Source organism: Leifsonia sp. 115AMFTsu3.1, assembly GCF_004362795.1.
GTDB lineage: Bacteria > Actinomycetota > Actinomycetes > Actinomycetales > Microbacteriaceae > Leifsonia.
Window position 1 is genome coordinate 1680454 of sequence record NZ_SNYB01000002.1, and the last position, 16857, is coordinate 1697310.

Annotated in this window: 16 protein-coding genes; 9 read left to right on the forward strand and 7 right to left on the reverse strand. The window is 71.1% G+C overall.

What is annotated here, in order from left to right; genetic code table 11:
- Window positions 1-39: 39 nt before the first annotated feature.
- The 5 genes from AXZ95_RS19100 to AXZ95_RS19120 all read left to right on the forward strand — a co-directional run bounded on the left by AXZ95_RS19100 (window position 40) and on the right by AXZ95_RS19120 (window position 6385).
- Window positions 40-1497, forward strand: a complete 1458-nt coding sequence (locus AXZ95_RS19100; RefSeq protein WP_020077509.1) for a glutamate synthase subunit beta — start codon at window positions 40-42, stop codon at window positions 1495-1497.
- 80 nt (window positions 1498-1577) lie between these two features.
- The gene (pyk, locus tag AXZ95_RS19105; protein ID WP_018191177.1) at window positions 1578-2993 is read left to right on the forward strand and encodes a pyruvate kinase; all 1416 of its coding nucleotides are present in this window, start codon (window positions 1578-1580) and stop codon (window positions 2991-2993) included.
- Window positions 2994-3469: 476 nt separating this feature from the next.
- A complete protein-coding gene (locus tag AXZ95_RS19110) occupies window positions 3470-4522 on the forward strand; it encodes a DUF2092 domain-containing protein (protein ID WP_018191176.1) in 1053 nt (350 codons plus the stop codon).
- Window positions 4519-5454: an ABC transporter ATP-binding protein gene (locus AXZ95_RS19115; RefSeq protein WP_018191175.1), complete on the forward strand. Its 936-nt coding sequence runs from the start codon at window positions 4519-4521 to the stop codon at window positions 5452-5454. Before AXZ95_RS19110 ends, AXZ95_RS19115 begins: the two co-directional genes overlap by 4 nt.
- Complete coding sequence (locus tag AXZ95_RS19120) at window positions 5441-6385, forward strand: ABC transporter permease (RefSeq protein WP_018191174.1); 945 nt, start codon at window positions 5441-5443, stop codon at window positions 6383-6385. The genes AXZ95_RS19115 and AXZ95_RS19120 overlap by 14 nt, the downstream gene beginning before the upstream one ends.
- Window positions 6386-6453: 68 nt before the next feature.
- Here AXZ95_RS19120 and AXZ95_RS19125 read toward each other — a convergent pair whose 3' ends face one another.
- From AXZ95_RS19125 to AXZ95_RS19135, 3 genes are read right to left on the reverse strand one after another with little or no spacing between them, the layout of a single operon-like run.
- Window positions 6454-7341, reverse strand: a complete 888-nt coding sequence (locus AXZ95_RS19125; RefSeq protein WP_018191173.1) for an EamA family transporter — start codon at window positions 7339-7341, stop codon at window positions 6454-6456.
- A 27-nt stretch (window positions 7342-7368) separates the two neighbouring features.
- The gene (locus tag AXZ95_RS19130; protein WP_018191172.1) at window positions 7369-7938 is read right to left on the reverse strand and encodes a GNAT family N-acetyltransferase; all 570 of its coding nucleotides are present in this window, start codon (window positions 7936-7938) and stop codon (window positions 7369-7371) included.
- A gap of 9 nt (window positions 7939-7947) precedes the next feature.
- Window positions 7948-8853 carry an alpha/beta hydrolase gene (locus AXZ95_RS19135; RefSeq protein WP_231374429.1) on the reverse strand — a complete coding sequence of 302 codons (906 nt, stop codon included), beginning with the start codon at window positions 8851-8853 and terminating at the stop codon, window positions 7948-7950.
- A 101-nt stretch (window positions 8854-8954) separates the two neighbouring features.
- Here AXZ95_RS19135 and AXZ95_RS19140 point away from each other — a divergent pair, with 101 nt between their 5' ends.
- Window positions 8955-11417 (forward strand): phosphoketolase family protein, encoded by a 2463-nt coding sequence (locus AXZ95_RS19140; protein WP_018191170.1) that lies wholly within the window; start codon window positions 8955-8957, stop codon window positions 11415-11417.
- A 104-nt stretch (window positions 11418-11521) separates the two neighbouring features.
- Here the strand turns inward: AXZ95_RS19140 and AXZ95_RS19145 are convergent, their stop codons facing one another.
- Window positions 11522-12310, reverse strand: a complete 789-nt coding sequence (locus AXZ95_RS19145) for an SGNH/GDSL hydrolase family protein (protein ID WP_018191169.1) — start codon at window positions 12308-12310, stop codon at window positions 11522-11524.
- A 67-nt stretch (window positions 12311-12377) separates the two neighbouring features.
- On the opposite strand from AXZ95_RS19145, the gene AXZ95_RS19150 reads away from it, so the two are divergent.
- The gene (locus AXZ95_RS19150; RefSeq protein WP_018191168.1) at window positions 12378-12845 is read left to right on the forward strand and encodes a VOC family protein; all 468 of its coding nucleotides are present in this window, start codon (window positions 12378-12380) and stop codon (window positions 12843-12845) included.
- A 99-nt stretch (window positions 12846-12944) separates the two neighbouring features.
- Here AXZ95_RS19150 and AXZ95_RS19155 read toward each other — a convergent pair whose 3' ends face one another.
- A complete protein-coding gene (locus tag AXZ95_RS19155) occupies window positions 12945-13880 on the reverse strand; it encodes a hypothetical protein (RefSeq protein ID WP_018191167.1) in 936 nt (311 codons plus the stop codon).
- Between the two features lie 132 nt (window positions 13881-14012).
- Window positions 14013-15044: an LLM class flavin-dependent oxidoreductase gene (locus AXZ95_RS19160; protein WP_018191166.1), complete on the reverse strand. Its 1032-nt coding sequence runs from the start codon at window positions 15042-15044 to the stop codon at window positions 14013-14015.
- 97 nt (window positions 15045-15141) lie between these two features.
- Here AXZ95_RS19160 and AXZ95_RS19165 point away from each other — a divergent pair, with 97 nt between their 5' ends.
- Window positions 15142-15918 (forward strand): hypothetical protein, encoded by a 777-nt coding sequence (locus AXZ95_RS19165; RefSeq protein ID WP_018191165.1) that lies wholly within the window; start codon window positions 15142-15144, stop codon window positions 15916-15918.
- Window positions 15919-15948: 30 nt separating this feature from the next.
- On the opposite strand, the gene AXZ95_RS19170 is transcribed toward AXZ95_RS19165, so the two are convergent.
- Window positions 15949-16272, reverse strand: coding sequence for a thioredoxin domain-containing protein (locus AXZ95_RS19170; RefSeq protein ID WP_018191164.1), 324 nt, complete (start codon window positions 16270-16272; stop codon window positions 15949-15951).
- Between the two features lie 84 nt (window positions 16273-16356).
- On the opposite strand from AXZ95_RS19170, the gene AXZ95_RS19175 reads away from it, so the two are divergent.
- Window positions 16357-16857, forward strand: coding sequence for an FBP domain-containing protein (locus AXZ95_RS19175; protein WP_018191163.1), 501 nt, complete (start codon window positions 16357-16359; stop codon window positions 16855-16857).

Below are 16857 nucleotides of genomic sequence, written 5' to 3' on the forward strand. Positions count from 1 at the left end.
TGCCTGATCCTAAGGGCTCCGTCGAAATGGAGGTGACCGGTGGCTGATCCTAAAGGCTTTTTGAAGGTGACCGAGCGGGAGCTGCCCAAGCGCCGCCCCGTCTCGGTCCGGCTCATGGACTGGAAAGAGGTCTACGAGGCCCAGGACCCGGCGCAGCTGCGCCGCCAGGCCGGCCGCTGCATGGACTGCGGCGTGCCGTTCTGCCACTCGGGCTGCCCGCTCGGCAACCTCATCCCCGAGTGGAACGACCTCATGTGGCGCGGTGAGGGCCGCCAGGCGATCGAGCGCCTCCACGCGACGAACAACTTCCCGGAGTTCACCGGGCGGCTGTGCCCGGCGCCGTGCGAGTCGTCCTGCGTGCTCGGCATCAACCAGCCGGCCGTCACGATCAAGCAGGTCGAGGTCTCGATCATCGACCAGGCGTGGCAGCACGGCTGGGTGCAGCCGCAGCCGCCGGAGCGCCTCACCGGCAAGACGGTCGCCGTCGTCGGCTCCGGCCCTGCCGGCCTCGCCGCCGCCCAACAGCTGACGCGCGCCGGCCACACGGTCGCCGTGTACGAGCGGGACGACCGTATCGGCGGCCTGCTGCGCTACGGCATCCCGGACTTCAAGATGGAGAAGAAGCACCTGGAGGCGCGTCTCAACCAGATGATGGCCGAGGGCACGCGTTTCCGCGCCGGTGTCGACATCGGCACGGACATCAGCTGGGACGACCTGCGCGCCCGGTACGACGCGGTCGTCGTCGCGACCGGCGCCATGGTGCCGCGCGACCTGCCCATCCCGGGCCGTGAGCTCTCCGGCGTTCACTTCGCCATGGAGTACCTCGTGCAGCAGAACAAGGCGGGCGCGGGCGACCAGATCGCCGACCAGATCACGGCGGACGGCAAGCACGTCATCGTCCTCGGCGGCGGCGACACCGGTGCGGACTGCATCGGTACCGCCCACCGTCAGGGCGCCGCGAGCGTCACCAACCTCGCCATCGGCAAGCAGCCGCCGTCGGAGCGCCCGGACCACCAGCCGTGGCCGACCACGCCGACGCTGTTCGAGGTCCAGTCCGCCCACGAAGAGGGCGGGAAGCGCGAGTACCTCGCGTCGACCGTCGAGTTCCTCTCCAACGAGTTCGGCGAGGTGCGCGCCCTGCGCGTGGCCGAGACCGAGTTCCTCGACGGACGCCGGGTGCCGAAGGCCGGAACCGAGCGCGAGATCCCGGCCGACCTGGTGCTGCTGGCCCTCGGATTCACCGGCCCGGAGCAGCAGGACCTGTCCTCGCAGCTGGGTCTGCCGTTCGACGGCCGCGGCAACGTCGCGCGTGATTCCGACTACCAGACGGAGCAGGAGGGCGTGTTCGTCGCCGGCGACGCCGGCCGCGGTCAGTCCCTGATCGTGTGGGCTATCGCAGAGGGCCGGGCAGCGGCGGCTGCTGTTGACCGGTATCTTGAAGGGGAGACGCAGTTGCCGTCTCCGATCCGTCCCACCGACCGCGGCATCCTCGTCTGAGCGAGGCGATGCCCGCACGACCGGGCGCCACCAAGAAATCACGCGCCGTCGGCGCAGAATCACGGAGCGAACAGAAAAGCATGAGAAGGGCCAAAATCGTCGCGACCCTCGGGCCGGCGACCTCCAGCTACGACAACATCCGCGCGATCATCGACGCGGGTGTGGACGTGGCCCGCATGAACCTGAGCCACGGCAGCTACGAGGTGCACGAGGGGGTCTACGCCAACGTGCGCAAGGCCGCCGACGACGCCGGGAAGCCGGTCGCCGTCCTCGTCGACCTCCAGGGCCCCAAGATCCGCCTCGGCAAGTTCGAGGCAGGCCCCTACGAGCTCGCCGAGGGCGACATCTTCAAGATCACCACCGAAGACATCATCGGCACGAAGGAGATCTCCTCGACGACGTTCAAGGGCCTGCCCAACGACGTCAAGCCGGGTGACTACCTGCTCATCGACGACGGCAAGGTGCGCGTGCGCGTCGTCGCGGTCGACGGCCCGGTCGTCACGACCGAGGTGATCGTCGCCGGTCCCGTCTCCAACAACAAGGGCATCAACCTGCCGGGCGTCGCCGTGAACGTCCCGGCGCTGTCCGACAAGGACGAGGCCGACCTGCGCTGGGGCCTCAAGCTCGGCGCCGACCTGATCGCCCTCTCGTTCGTGCGGAACGCCAAGGACATCGAGCGCGTGCACGAGATCATGGCGGAGGAGGGCCGCAAGGTCCCCGTCGTCGCGAAGATCGAGAAGCCGCAGGCCGTGGATGCGCTCGAAGAGATCATCGAGGCGTTCGACGCCATCATGGTCGCCCGTGGCGACCTGGGCGTCGAGCTGCCGCTCGAGGCCGTGCCGATCGTGCAGAAGCGCGCCGTCGAGCTGGCCCGCCGTGCGGCGAAGCCGGTCATCGTCGCGACGCAGATGCTGGAGTCGATGATCTCGAGCCCGGTGCCGACCCGCGCCGAGACGTCGGACGTCGCCAACGCCGTCCTCGACGGCGCGGACGCGGTCATGCTCTCGGGCGAGACCAGCGTCGGCGAGTACCCGACGGTCACCGTGCAGACCATGTCGCGCATCGTCACCTCGACCGAGGAGCACGGTCTGGACCGCATCCAGCCGCTCGGCACCCGGCCCCGCACCCAGTCGGGCGCGATCACGCTTGCCGCGGTCGAGGTCGCCGACTTCGTCGAGGCGAAGTTCCTCTGCGTCTTCACCGAGTCGGGCGAGTCCGCCCGCCGCATGGCGCGTCTGCGCAACAAGATCCCGATCCTGGCGTTCACGCCGGAGGAGTCGGTGCGCCGCCGCATGTCGCTGTTCTGGGGCGTCGAGTCGTTCGTCGTCGGCCGCGTCACCCACACCGACCAGATGGTCGCGCAGGTGGATGAGGCCCTCAAGTCGACCGGCCGCGCCGTCGACGGCGACAAGGTGATCATCATCTCCGGTTCCCCTCCCGGGATCCCCGGAACCACCAACGACATCCGCGTGCACCGGGTCGGCGACGTCCTGTAGCACCGGTCGGAAGGGCCCCGCTTCGGCGGGGCCCTTCTGCGTTCCCGGGGTGCGCTCCGGGCGCCCGCCCTCGTCGCGGCGCGGGTTCGGAGGACTTCCGAGCCGTCGCGCCCGCATCCACCTCCCTTTCTCGCATTCTGCGGCGCGTCGGGTCGGCTTCTCCTCCCCTTCCACCGCCGTGCGAGGCGATGGGACGCGTCCATTCGGCGTCTCGGAGGCGGCCGGAAAGGGAGGCGATCCGGCGCGACACGCCGAGGATAGAACGGGAACGGAGGGGATCGGAAGGCCGGCCCTGACCGCGTCCTCCGTTTCCGTCGACAGGCGGTTCTGAGCGGGACGACCGGGCCGGGCATCCAGGCGTCGTCCTCAGGGATGACGCGGTGTACGACCGGGGGATGAAGTCCGGCTTTGCCAGCCAATCCGGAGGGTCGGGGGCGCTCCGGCGCGCGTATCCTCGGGCTATGGAACACCGTTGGATGCGCTGGGCGCCCGCCGTCGTCGCCCCCGTGGCGATCGCCGCCGCCGTCATCGTCTCGCCCCTCGCCGCCGGAGCGTCGGACCTCCCCGTGAAGTCGCCCTCCGACGTGCTGCGGCTGGTCGCCGCGAGCGACACGCGGTCGTTCTCCGGCACGGTCGAGCAGAGCTCCGAGCTCGGACTTCCCGAGCTCCCCGCGACCACGTCGAAGGGCATGGACGACGGCGATGCCGCGAGCCTGCTCGAACTGGCTCTCGCCGACCACACCGCGAAGGTGTGGGTCGACGGCCCGACGCACGTGCGCGTCCAGGTGCTCGACAAGCTGGCCGAGCGGGATGCGATCCGCAACGGCGACGACCTCTGGCTGTACGAGTCCAACGGCAAGAAGGTCGCCCACGCGACCCTCCCGGACTCCGACGCGAAGTCAACGCCTACTCCGGACGCCACGGCCCTGACGCCGTCGCAGCTGGCGCAGCGTTTCCTCGCGGCGGTCGACCCATCCACGAAGGTGACCCTCGGCGACGAGACGAAGGTGGCCGGTCGCGACGCGTACGACCTCGTGCTGACCCCGCGCACCGAGGCCACCCTGATCGGCACCGTCTCCATCGCGGTCGACGGCAAGACCGGCATCCCGCTGAAGGTCGCCGTCACCGCCCGCGGCGCGAGCGCGCCCGCCTTCGAGGCCGGCTTCACCGCGTTCAGCGACCAGCGGCCGGATGCCGGTGTCTTCTCGTTCACGCCGCCGAAGGGCGCGAGCGTGTCCGAGCAGAAGCTGCCGACCGGTCACCAGGTCAAGGATGCCGCGGGCTCGCACCCGAAGCCCGCTGTCTCGGGCGAGGGTTGGGCGACCGTCGTCTCCCTGCCCGCCGGCTCGGCTCCGGCCGGGGTGGCCGACGACCCGCTGTTCCAGCAACTGACCCAGCCGGTCGACGGAGGCCGGGCGCTGAGCTCCTCGCTGGTGTCGGTGCTCATCACCGCGGACGGCCGTGTCCTGGCCGGCTCCGTCCCGGTCTCGGCTCTGCAGACCGCGGCGGCGCAGGCGACCGCGCAGTGACCGACGCGGCGATCGCGACCAGCGGGCTCACGAAGCGCTTCCGGTCGCGGGCGGTCGTCGACGGCCTCGACCTGAACGTTCCGCGCGGTTCCGTGTTCGGCTTCCTCGGCCCGAACGGTTCGGGTAAGACCACGACCATCCGGATGCTGCTCGGCCTCGTCTCCCCGTCCGCCGGTTCGATCCGGGTGCTGGGGGAGGCGATGCCCGACCGCGGCGCACGCGTGCTTCCGAGGGTCGGTGCGCTGGTCGAGGGGCCGGCGTTCGCGCCATACCTCTCGGGCACGGCGAACCTCATGCGGCGCGACACCGCCGACCGCTACGCTCCAGGCGCCACCCGCCGCGCGCGGGTGGAGGCTGCGCTCGAACGCGTCGGCCTCTCGCACGCGGCCGGCAAGCACGTCCGCGCCTACTCGCTCGGGATGAAGCAGCGCCTCGGGATCGCGGGCGCACTCCTGACCGACCGCGACCTCCTGGTGCTCGACGAGCCGACGAACGGGCTGGACCCGCAGGGCACCCGCGAGGTGCGCGCGCTGGTGCGGTCGCTCGCCGACGAGGGGACGACCGTGTTCGTCTCCAGTCACCTGCTGGCCGAGATCGAGCAGGTCTGCACGCACGCGGCGATCATGCGCACCGGCCGGCTGGTCGCGCAGGGGTCGCTCGACGAGCTCCGGAGCGCGTCCGGCCCGCGCGTGGCGGTCGAGACGCCGGATGCGGCACAGGCAGTCGGCGTGCTGAGCCGGCTCGGTCTGGATCCCGTCGTGACGGGCAACGGCGTCGAGGCGTCCCTGGGCGACGATGCTCCGGCGGCCGAAGAGCTGTCGGCGGCGCTGGTCGGCCACGGAGTGCGGCTGCGTGGATTCGCCGTGCGCTCCTCCAGCCTGGAGGAGCGTTTCGTGGAGCTCACGGGGGAGGGCTTCGATGTCGAGCAATGAACTGCCGAGCAGTGAGCTTCCGAGTGCGGCGCCCCGCACCGACCAGGTCGGCACCGAGCAGGCGATCCAGCCGTCCGTCACGCGCCCGGCGGGCGGCGTCGCGGAACGTCGTGAGCGTCCGAGCGGGGGATGGGCGCTGCTGGGATCGGAGATCTCGGTCATGTTCCGGCGCTGGCGCACCTGGGCGATGCTAGGTGCTCTCGCGGCCATCCCGCTGTTGATCGCCATCGCGGTGCGGGTCACCGGCGGCAGTTCGCGCGGTCCGGCCTTCCTGAGTGAGATCACCTCCAATGGGCTGTTCGTCGCGTTCACCGCCCTCGTGGTGTGCGTCCCCCTGTTCCTTCCGTTGACGATCGGCGTCGTCGCCGGTGACACCATCGCGGGTGAGGCGAGCCACGGCACCCTCCGCTACCTCGTCATCGCGCCGGCCGGCCGGCTCCGGCTGCTCGCTGTCAAATACGCCGGGAGCGCCGTGTTCTGCATCGCGGCCGCGCTGGTCGTCGGGCTGGCCGGAGCACTGATCGGCATGCTGCTCTTCCCGATCGGCCCGGTCACTCTGCTGTCCGGGATCCAGGTGAGCATGGGGGAGGCGTACTTCCGCCTACTGCTGATCGCCCTCTACATCGTGGTGTCGCTGCTCGGGCTCTGCGCGATCGGGCTGTTCCTGTCGACGCTCACCGACGTCCCGGTCGGCGCCATGGCCGCGACTGCCGTCCTGGCGGTCGTCTCGCAGGTGCTCGACCAGCTGCCGCAGCTGGAGGGACTCCACCCCTGGCTGTTCAGCCACTACTGGCTGGGGTTCGGCGACTTCCTCCGCGACCCGATCTCGTGGGACTCGTTCGGCGACAACGCGCTGCTGCAGCTCGGCTACATCGTCGTCTTCGGGGCGCTGGCGGTCGGCCGCTTCACCACGAAGGACATTCTCAGCTGATCCGTGGGGCGCAACCCGCCGTTATGCGCGGCGGATAACGGCGTGTCGCGTCCCACAGCGGTCGCGGGTCAGGGCACGGACTCGGCCGTCTGCTCCAGCTCGGTGCGGGGATGGTCGCGCTGCGTCGCGATGGTGATCCCGGCCGCGAGGCACACCACCACGATGCCGACCAGCTGGATGAGCGTGAAGTGCTCGCCCAGCACGATCACCCCGAAGACGGTGGCGACCACCGGCCCGAAACTCGTGATGACGGCGTACAGCCGCGGGGTGATCCGGCGCAGGATGAAGGTGTCCAGGCTGTACGGGACGGCCGACGACAGCACGCCGAGCGCCAGCAGGAGGAGCAGCACCCGCGCATCCACTCGGCTGTAGTCGATGACGACGAGCGCGATGGGCACGGTCAATACTGTGGAGACGATGCTCGCCACGCTGAGGCCTTCGAGGCCCGGCAGCCGCATCGCGACCTGACGGGTGAGCAGGATGTATGCCGCCCAGGCGGCCGCGGCGGTCAGAGCGAGAGCGACCCCGAGAGGGTCGACCGTCCCCTCGGTCGCCGTGAGGAGCAGGACGCCCGCGGCGGCGGCCACCGCGCATCCCGCATCCAGCAGGCGACGGGATCCGGCCAGCGCGAGGGCGAACGGGCCCAGGAACTCGATGGTGGCGGCGATGCCGAGCCCGAGTCGCCCGACGGCCTCGTAGAAGCTGAGGTTCATGGCGGCCAGCACGACGCCCAGCGCGAGGGCGGGCCACAGTCTCCGCCAGGTCAGTTCCGCGCGGCGCGGACGGTAGAACGGCAGCACGGCCGCTGCCGTCACGACCTGCCGTGCGGCGACGACGACGACGGATCCGACGATCGGGATGAGGAGGCCGGCCAGCGCCGAGCCGTAGTTGATGCTCACTTCCGTCGCCACCTGGGTGCCCGCGCCGACGAGGCGGTCGCGACGGGTGGAGCTCACCCGGTCGAGCTTACCGGCCGGCGGGGCTCAGACCGCCCGGCGCATGATGGCGCGCGTCGCGCTCGGACGGCGCACCACCTCGAACCCGCCGTCGAGGAACAGCGAGACGGTGCCGTGATAGCGCTCCGCCGCCGACAGCGACGGACGCACCTCCGTGTCGACCGGGTACCCCTCGACCGACTCGGCGCCCTGGGCTCGGGCATGCTCCACCGCGCCGTCCAGCAGCATCCGGGCGACGCCCTGACGGCGGAACTCCGAGCGGACCACGAAGCAGGTGACCGCCCAGGGGTCGGCCGGATCGCCCTCCCGCCGCTTGGTGATGGGGGAGCGCGCGAGTGTCGGATACGCGGAGTACGGCTCGATGGCCGCCCAGCCCGCGGGCTGGCCGTCGATCCAGGCGATCACCCCGGGGGAGCCCTCCCGCACCTGGTCGTGCAGCAGCTCCCGCCGCTCGTCGACCGAGAGCCGGTCGTTCTGCGACCGCGGCACCTTGAACCACTGGCACCAGCATCCCGATGGGTCTCCCGGTGTACTGAACACGGTCTCCAGATCGCCCCAGACGGCGTCGTCGACGGGACGGACCACGGTGTCGCTCATGCTTCGACGCTAGCGCGCACGGGTGACACAGGCCAGGGGCGGTTCGTCGCCGCCTGCCTCACCGGCCACGCCCAGGCAGAGCGTCGCGAGGAGCGAGGGATGCTCCACATGCGCGAAATGCCCGGTGGCGGGGAGGATGCGCGTGCGCAGCCCCGGGACGATGGCCGCGAGCCCGGCGTCGTCCAGCGCCGTGACGAAGACGTCCCGGTCGCCGTGCAGGGAGAGCACCGGGCACCGGATGCGTGCCCAGCGCTCGGCCGCCGGGTACCGCCGCGCGCACGCGACCGAGCGCACGAACGCGGCAGGCCGTAGATCCCGCGCGAGCTCGTGCGCAGAGCCGGGGACCGGCGCCGAGAACAGCGGGGCGATGAGCAGCGGCAGCAACCGCATCCGCTCCAGCGCCCGCACCAGTCGGAGCCCGGCCGGTCCGAGCGCGGCCAGCATGCGCATCCCGCCGAGCAGCAGCATGAGCGGTGCGTGACGGTACAGCAGGGATGCGGTGCTCCGCCGATCGGCCTGCGCGCCGAACGTCGTGGCCGACACCAGGACCACCGACTCCGTGGCGACCGGCTCACGCACCGCGAGCTCGAGCGCGACGAACCCGCCGAGCGAGTGCCCGACCACGCGCCACCGCTCGTACCCGAGCGCGCGGGCGACGGTCGCGACGCTCGACGCGAGCACGGCGGCATCGAGCGACGCCACCTCGGCGGGGGAGTCGCCCCATCCCGGAAGATCGGGGACGATCAGATCCGGGATGACCGAGCCGCGGGCAGCCGCGGCCGCGGCGACCATCGGCTCCCACGTCGTCCACGATCCCGCCGCTCCGTGCAGCAGGATGGTCGCCACCGCGGATTCACGCGCCGTTCTGTGCACCGTCACCGGCCCGGCATCCGTCTCCACCATCGTCTGTTCCACTCCTGTTCTTCGGAGCGGACCGGCCGTAGGATTCGCGAGGAGCCCACCCTGCGCCGGGCCCCCTCCGCGCGCGGGACACCTCACCGAGCAGGGAGCACCCGTTGACCGAGACCACCACTGCGTCCGACCGGCCCACCGACCAGCGCGTCCACGACCTCAGCGAGGAGACGCTCGACCGCATCGACGCCTGGTGGCGCGCGGCGAACTACCTCTCGGTCGGGCAGATCTACCTGCTCGACAACCCGCTGCTGCGGCGCCCGCTCTCGCGGGACGACATCAAGCCGCGGCTGCTCGGTCACTGGGGCACGACCCCCGGTCTCAACTTCATCTACGCGCACCTCAACCGGGTGATCCGGGAGCGCGACCTGAACACCCTCTTCGTCGCCGGCCCCGGCCACGGCGGTCCGGGGGTCGTCGCCGGCGCCTACCTCGACGGCACCTACAGCGAGCTGTACAGCGCCATCGACCAGAGCGAGGACGGCCTGCGGCGACTGTTCCGCCAGTTCTCGTTCCCGGGCGGCATCCCGAGCCATGCGGCGCCGCAGACGCCCGGCTCCATCCACGAGGGCGGCGAGCTCGGCTACGCGCTGTCGCACGCGTACGGCGCCGCGTTCGACAACCCCGACCTGCTGGTCGCGGCGGTCGTCGGCGACGGTGAGGCCGAAACCGGGCCGCTGGCCACCGCGTGGCACTCGAACAAGTTCCTCAACCCGAAGCAGGACGGCGTCGTGCTGCCGATCCTGCACCTCAACGGCTACAAGATCGCCAACCCGACGGTGCTCGCCCGCATCCCCGAGTCCGAGCTGCTCGACCTCATGCGCGGCTACGGCTACACGCCGTACATCGTCTCGGGCGGGTTCGACGGCGAAGACCCGCGCGAGGTGCACAAGCGGATGGCGGCGACGCTGGACGAGATCCTCGACCGCATCGCGCAGATCAAGGCGGATGCCGATGCCGACGAGCTGGACGGGCGCCCCGCCTGGCCGATGCTGATCCTCCGAACCCCGAAGGGATGGACCTGCCCCGCCGAGATCGACGGGCACCCTGCCGAGAACAACTGGCGCTCGCATCAGGTCCCGCTCGCCAACGCACGCGACACCGAGGCGCACACGCGCCTGCTGGAGAGCTGGATGGCCTCCTACCGTCCGCAGGAGCTGTTCGATGAGCAGGGACGCCCGGTCGAGCTGATCACCGGCCTCGCGCCGGAGGGCGAGCGGCGGATGAGCGCCAACCCGGTCGCGAACGGCGGCCTGCTACGCCGCGACCTGCGGCTGCCCGACTTCCGCGACTACGCCGTCGACGTGCCGCAGCCCGGCGAGACCGTGGCCGAGGCGACGCGCGTGCTCGGCGAGTGGCTGCGGGATGTGATGATCGCCAACCCGCACGACTTCCGGCTGTTCGGTCCGGACGAGATCGCCTCCAATCGCCTCCAGGCGGTCTTCGACACCACCAGCAAGCAGTGGAACGCCGGCTACCTGCCGATCGACGACGACAACCATCTTGCGCCGACCGGCCGGGCGATGGAGGTGCTGAGCGAGCACCAGTGCCAGGGCTGGCTGGAGGGCTACCTCCTGACCGGCCGCCATGGCGTCTTCACGTCGTACGAGGCGTTCATCCACATCGTCGACTCGATGTTCAACCAGCACGCCAAGTGGCTGAAGTCGGCGGGCGAGGTGTCGTGGCGGCGGCCGGTCGCCTCCCTCAACTACCTGCTCAGCTCGCACGTCTGGCGGCAGGATCACAACGGCGCCTCCCACCAGGACCCGGGGTTCATCGACCACGTCGTCAACAAGAAGGCCGACGTCGTGCGCGTGTACCTGCCGTTCGACGCGAACACGCTGCTGTCGACGTACGACCACTGCCTGCGCTCGGTCGACTACGTCAACGTCGTGGTCGCGGGCAAGCAGCCCGCGCCGAACTGGCTGACGATGGAGGAGGCCATCGCGCACTGCACGCGCGGCATCGGCATCTTCCCGTGGGCCGGCACCGAGGTGGAGGGCGAGGAGCCGGATGTGGTGCTCGGCTGCGCGGGCGACATCCCGACCCTGGAGACGCTCGCCGCGGCCGACATCCTGCGCCGCCGCCTGCCGGACCTCAAGGTGCGCGTGGTCAACGTCGTCGATCTGATGCGGCTGCAGAGCGAGGGGGAGCACCCGCACGGCCTCAACGACCGCGAGTACGACGCGCTGTTCACGGCCGACAAGCCGGTGATCTTCGCGTACCACGGCTATCCGTGGCTCATCCACCGCCTCACCTACCGTCGCAACGGCCACGACAACCTCCACGTGCGCGGCTACAAGGAGGAGGGCACTACGACGACGCCGTTCGACATGGTGATGCTCAACGACCTCGACCGCTACCACCTGGTGATCGACGTGATCGACCGCGTCCCCGGGCTGGCGACGCGCGAGGCCGAGCTGCGGCAGGAGATGCAGGACGCCCGCCTGCGCGCCCGGCAGTACACGCGCGAGCACGGGGAGGACATCCCGGAGGTCGCCGAGTGGACGTGGGCGGGCGGCGAGCGCACCACCCGTTTCGACACGACCGGCGGCGACAACGACTGACCCCTGTCTCCCGCGCACTCTGGTTGACGCGACACGCCGTCCGCGCCGAGTGCGGGACGGCGTGTCGCGTCAACTCAACGGCGGCGGGGCGGCGTTGAGGCGGGTCACAGGGGGTGGGCGGATGTCGGGTCGACCGGGGTGAGGGTTGCGATTTTCGCGGCGCGGCCGTCGCCGGAGGACCGCCCGGTGAGCCGGCGGCCGATCCACGGCAGCACGAAGCGGCGGTAGTACTCCGCCGTGCGGCGCGTGCTCTCGCCGGCAGGCGCGGCGGCGACCTCCTCCACACCCCATTCGCTCGGGACCGGGATGCCGAGGGCGGTCAGCACGTTGCTCGCGACCCGCGCATGGCCGAGCGGACCCAGGTGCAGGCGGTCCTCCGACCAGTAGCGGATGTCCTCCAGCCCTTCGTCGGCCCAGTTGTCGACGAACGTGATCCCCTCGCGCGGCAGCATCGCCCGCACGGCGGCGGCCAGCTCCTCGCCGCGGCGCCGGATGAGACCGCCGAGGGGCAGGTGCGCGCTGGGGTTCGCGCCGCTCAGCAGGAGCATGTGGCTGCCGGATGCGACCACCCGGTCCGCCGCATCCATCAGCGTCCGCGCGACGCCGTCGATGGACACGCGCGGTCGCATGATGTCGTTTCCGCCGCCGTTGAGGCTGACGAGGTCGGGATGCTGGGCGATCGCCGGCTCGACCTGCTCTGCCACGATCGGCCCGAGCTTGCGGCCGCGCACCGCGAGGTTCGCATACCGGAAGGGACCGTCGGCCGCTGCGGCCATCCCGAGCGCGACGAAGTCGGCCCAGCCGCGCACCCGGCCGTCCGGCAGTTCGTCGCCGACCCCTTCCGTGAAGCTGTCCCCGATGGCGATGTAGCTGGCGAATGCAGTGCTGGACACGGGTGCAACGCTACTCCGCACGGCTACCATGGGCCGCATCGGCAGCGACGCCAGAAGGGGGACACCCATGCAGAAGGTCAGTTCGTTCCTATGGTTCGAGAGCGGGGTGGAGGAGGCGGCCCGGCTGTACACGTCCCTCATCCCCGACTCCGAGATCCTGGAGGTCCAGCGTTTCGGCGAAGGGATGCCGGACGGCCTCGTCGTGCTGCGCTTCACGCTCGCCGGCGTCGAGTACCAGGCGATGAACACCGGCCCCGCCGGTGGCTTCACCGAGGCGTTCTCGCTGTCGGTGCTGTGCGACGACCAGGCCGAGGTGGACCGGCTGTGGGAGGCGCTCACGGCGGACGGCGGCGAGGAGAGCATGTGCGGCTGGCTGAAGGACCCCTGGGGCGTCAGCTGGCAGATCGTTCCGCGACGCCTGATCGAGCTGCAGTCCGACCCGGATCGGGCGCGTGCAGCCCGGGTGAATCAGGCCATGCTCGGGATGCGCAAGCTCGACATCGCCGCGCTGGAGGCCGCCGCCGACGGCCGCTGACGTGGGTCCACATCCCGCGAGGTGCACGTTGTTGCGCACGCGCACGGCGTGTCGGCCGCAACAACGTGCACCTCGCGGAGAAGCAGAAGGGGCCGGAGCTCAGCCGATGAGGGTCTGCCAGGACAGCAGGTGCTCGACCGTGACGCCGCCGTAGCCGCGCAGGCCGCCGAGGGCCGTGCGCACCTTCGCCGTCTCCGATTCGAGGAGGGCGGCGCTGTCATCGCCGAACGTCGCGGCCGGGCCGCCGGCGACCTCCGGTGTGTCCGTCTCCACGCCGATGGTGAACGGGATGCGCTTGTTGGCAGCCGCCGTCGCCGCGGGCTTCGCGAGCGCCACGATCCCGTCGGTGCCCGCCGCGTGGTCGCTGAACGCCACGATGGCGACCGACTTCAGGTGGGGAAGCAGCGCGTCGAACGCGGTTCCGCCTCCCGGCTGCGGCTTGGCCGCGAGCCACCACGGCAGGTCGGCGCCGATCGGCACCGTCCCGGCGGCCACGCGCGCCGCGTCGTACATCGCCTGGAGCTGCGCGACGACGGCGGGGAGCTGGTCGTCGGAGGACACCACCCACGGCTCGACGTCGAACTGCACCGCGTCGAACGGGGCGGCGCGCAGCGCGGCGGACGTCCAGGTGGCCGCGAGCGACGGGTCGTCCGCCCACGCCGGATCGCCACCGAGCGCGGCGACCTTGGTCACGCCCGCAGCGTGCAGAGCGTTGACCGCATCCGTGAGCCAGACGCCGAACGCTCCCTCGTCGGCCGCCCACGGCACGGACAGGAAGACGGTGCGCAACTGGTGGGCCGCCGCGAAGTCGGCGAGCGCCTGCGGTTCGAACTGCGGCAGCCCTTCGCCGCGCGCATCCGTCGCCGGGTCGATGGGGTTGCCCCACGCCCACATGCTGGTGATCGCCGAGGACGGCGTCGTGGCGTCCACGCGCTGGGTCACCGCGGTCGCCGGGGCCGCGGCGACGAGGGAACCGCCGATGACGACCGCGAGCGCGGCCGACGTGATCGCTGAGCGGAGAGTCGGAGCTCGCATGGCACACCCTTTGATCGCGGAACGGTACGGTCACCGCAGATTCGGGTGTGCGGTACGACCATCATCGCAGTATCCCGGAATACGTCTATGCCGCATTCGGGGTACATCGTCCGCGCCGTGTGCCTCGCTCCGTCAGTCGCGCCAGCCCAGCGCCGGCGCGATCTGGGTGACGATGGTCTCCAGCAGGTGGGCGTTGTACTCGACGCCCAGCTGGTTCGGCACGGTCACCAGCAGCGTGTCCGCGTCGGCGACCGCCGCATCCTCGTGCAGCTCCTCCACGATCCGCTCCGGGTCGCCCACGTAGCTCTTGCCGAAGCGCGCCAGCCCGCCGTCGAGGTGGCCGACCTGGTCGTGCCGGTCGGCGAGGGCGGAGGCGCCGAAGTAGCGGCGGTCGAGGTCCGTCGTGATCGGCAGGATGCTGCGGCTGACCGACACGCGCGGCTCGCGCTCCCAGCCCGCGGCCTTCCACGCGTCGCGGTACTGCTGCAGCTGCTCCGCCTGCAGGTCGGAGAACGGCACACCGGTGTCCTCCGTCAGCAGTGTCGAGCTCATCAGGTTCATGCCCTGCTCGGCGGCCCACACGGCTGTCGCGCGCGTGCCGGCGCCCCACCAGATCCGGTCGGGAAGTCCCGGCGACTGCGGCTCGATCGCCAGTGCGCCGCGCTGCCCGCCCGTCATCGCCGGGTTCGCCTCAGCCACACCCGCGCCGGCGATCGCCGCGCGGAACAGCTCGGTGTGGCGGCGTGCCATGTCCGCATCCGACTCGCCCTCCGCGGGCACGTAGCCGAAGGACTCGGAACCGCGCAGCGCCGTCTCGGGTGACCCCCGGCTGACGCCGAGCTGCAGCCGGCCGCCGGAGATCAGGTCGGCCGCCGCCGCATCCTCGGCCATGTAGAGGGGGTTCTCGTACCGCATGTCGATCACAGCGGTGCCGATGTCGATGCGCGACGTGCGCGCACCGATGGCGGCGAGCAGCGGGAACGGCGAGGCCAGCTGCGGCGCGAAGTGGTGCACGCGGAAGAAGGCGCCGTCGGCCCCCAGCTCCTCCGCGGCGACGGCGAGGTCGATCGCCTGATGGAGGGCGTCCGCGGCGGTGCGCGACACGGAGCCGGGGATGGGCTGGTAGTGCCCGAAGCTGAGGAACCCGATGCGTTTCACATCCACTCCAATCGGTCCTGGTCGCAGCCTATTCCGTCGGGCTAGAGTCCCGGATGTGGCGGAGTGGCTGTGTGCGACCTGTGCCGTGGAGACGGCGCCTGTGATGACGGCGTCGGGGGAGGAGCCCCCGGAGCGCTGCCCGATCTGCGAGGACGAGCGGCAGTACGTGCCGCCGACCGGGCAGGAGTGGACGACGCTGCAGCGGTTGCAGCGCGAGGGCGAGCGCGTGGTGGTCGTCGAACTGGAGCCCGACCTGTACGGGCTGCGCAGCGAGCCGAAAGTCGGGATCGGCCAGCAGGGCATCCTGCTGCGCACCCCCGACGGCAACCTGCTCTGGGACCCGCCGGGCTACGTCGACGAGGCGGCCGCGGCCGCGGTGCAGGACCTCGGCGGGGTCGCCGTCATCGCGACCAGTCACCCGCACATGTTCGGCGCGCAGGTGACCTGGTCGAGGATGCTCGGCGACCCGCCGGTGCTGGTCAACGCGGCCGACCGGCACTGGGTGCAGCGGGAGGACCCGGCCATCCAGTCGTGGACCGGTGAGGAGGAGGTGCTCCCCGGCGTCCATTTGCGGACGATCGGCGGCCACTTCCCGGGGAGCGCGGTCGTGCACTGGGACCGCGGGGTCGTGCTCAGCGGCGACACGGTGTTCCCCGGGCCGTCGCAGCGGTGGGTGACCTTCCAGCGCAGCTTCCCCAACGACATCCCCCTGTCGGCCGCCGTCGTGCGCCGGATCGCCGACACGGTCTGCGACCGGCCGTTCGAGCGGATGTACGGCAACCTCGGCAACGTCATCCCGCGGGATGCGCGCGACGCGGTGCTGCGATCGGCCGACCGCTACATCGGGTGGGTGAGCGGGGCGTTCGACCACCTCACCTGACGCTCCCGCACGCGGCGGGTCGGCGTCCGGTCACAGGAACGGGGCGAGCTCCATCTCCATCGCGGGCTTCGGCTTCGCCCCGATGATCGTCTTCACCACCTCGCCGTCGCGGAACACCTTCATCACCGGCAGGGCGAGCGCCTTGTAGGCGACGGTGCTCTCCATGTTCTCGTCCGCGTTGATCTTGACGATGCGGATGCGGTCGGCGTGCTCCTCCTGCAGCTGCTGCAGGATCGGGCTCAGCGCCCGGCACGGACCGCACCATTCCGCCCAGAACTCGACGACGGTGGTGCCCGGGGCGGCGAGCACGTCCTCCTGGAATGTGGCGTCGGTGACGCTCTCGATCGTGGTCATGCGAGCACGCTAAGCCCTGACCACGGGGGCAGGGTCAAGCGGTGCTTCCCCGATCCTGTGCGAGCATGGGAGGAGGAGGTGCGCATGGAGATCCTGAGCCCGCAGCAGATCCGCGAGTCGTTCGTCAACTGCTCCCGCAGCGAAGCAGAAGAGCTTCCGCTTCCCCCGGGGTTGCACGAGGTGGATTGGGCCAGACGCGAGTACCTCGGCTGGCGCGACCCGCGGCTCCCGCAGCGCGGCTACGTCGTCATCCCGACGGCGGACGGCCCGGTGGGAATCGTCCTCCGCGCTTCTGAGGCCTCCATGCGGTCACATGTGCCGTCGATGTGCGGCTGGTGCCAGGATGTGCACCTCACCAACGACGTCTGGTTCTGGTCGGCGCGCCGCGCCGGTCAGCCGGGCCGCAACGGCGACACGGTCGGGACGCACGTGTGCGGCGCCTTCGAGTGCAGCGCCAACGTGCGTCGTACTCCACCGCCGTCGTACGTGGGCTTCGACGCGGATCAGGTGGTCGAGGACCGCATCGCCGGCCTCGCCGAGCGCGCCCGGCGCTTCGCCGCGACCGTGGTCGGCGCCCGCATCTGA